The sequence below is a fragment of the Bradyrhizobium sp. Crot121 genome, assembly GCF_059512385.1.
Genome location: NZ_JCAMOR010000450.1, coordinates 1 through 389, shown reverse-complemented (window position 1 = coordinate 389; position 389 = coordinate 1). Strand labels below are relative to the sequence as shown.

The 389-nt window shown below is 62.7% G+C and carries 1 protein-coding gene; it reads right to left on the bottom strand.

Annotated features, from left to right (window positions below; translation table 11 throughout):
* The coding region (locus AC5ZGW_RS47430; protein WP_496114310.1) for a helix-turn-helix domain-containing protein at positions 1–389 on the bottom strand (389 nt) is incomplete at both ends.

Sequence of the window (389 nt, the reverse complement as noted above, 5' to 3'; positions counted from 1 at the left end):
AAGGCGCGGCCATTGGGCAACTTCAGATAACCCTGCGTTCGCTCCAAGGCCTGGATCGAGGGCTTCTCGTCCACGCACAGCACAATGGGCTTCGCCGGCGGGGCGACATAGAGGCCGACAACATCGGCGGCTTTGGCCGTAAAGTTCGGGTCGTTGCTCTCACACCAGGACTTGCGAGCCGCGAGGTCGATCTTGTGGCTGCGCAGGAACCGCCAGACATATTGGACGTCAACATCGCCCAGCGCCTCGGCCAGCAGGGGCCCGGTCCAGCGTGCGAACCCTTCCGGCGACGGCTTGTCCAGCAGCTTCAAAATCCGCTTGTCGGTGGCCTTCGTATAGATTGGCTGCTTGCCCGGTCGCGCCTTGTCTTGCAGCCCTTCAAGGCCTTG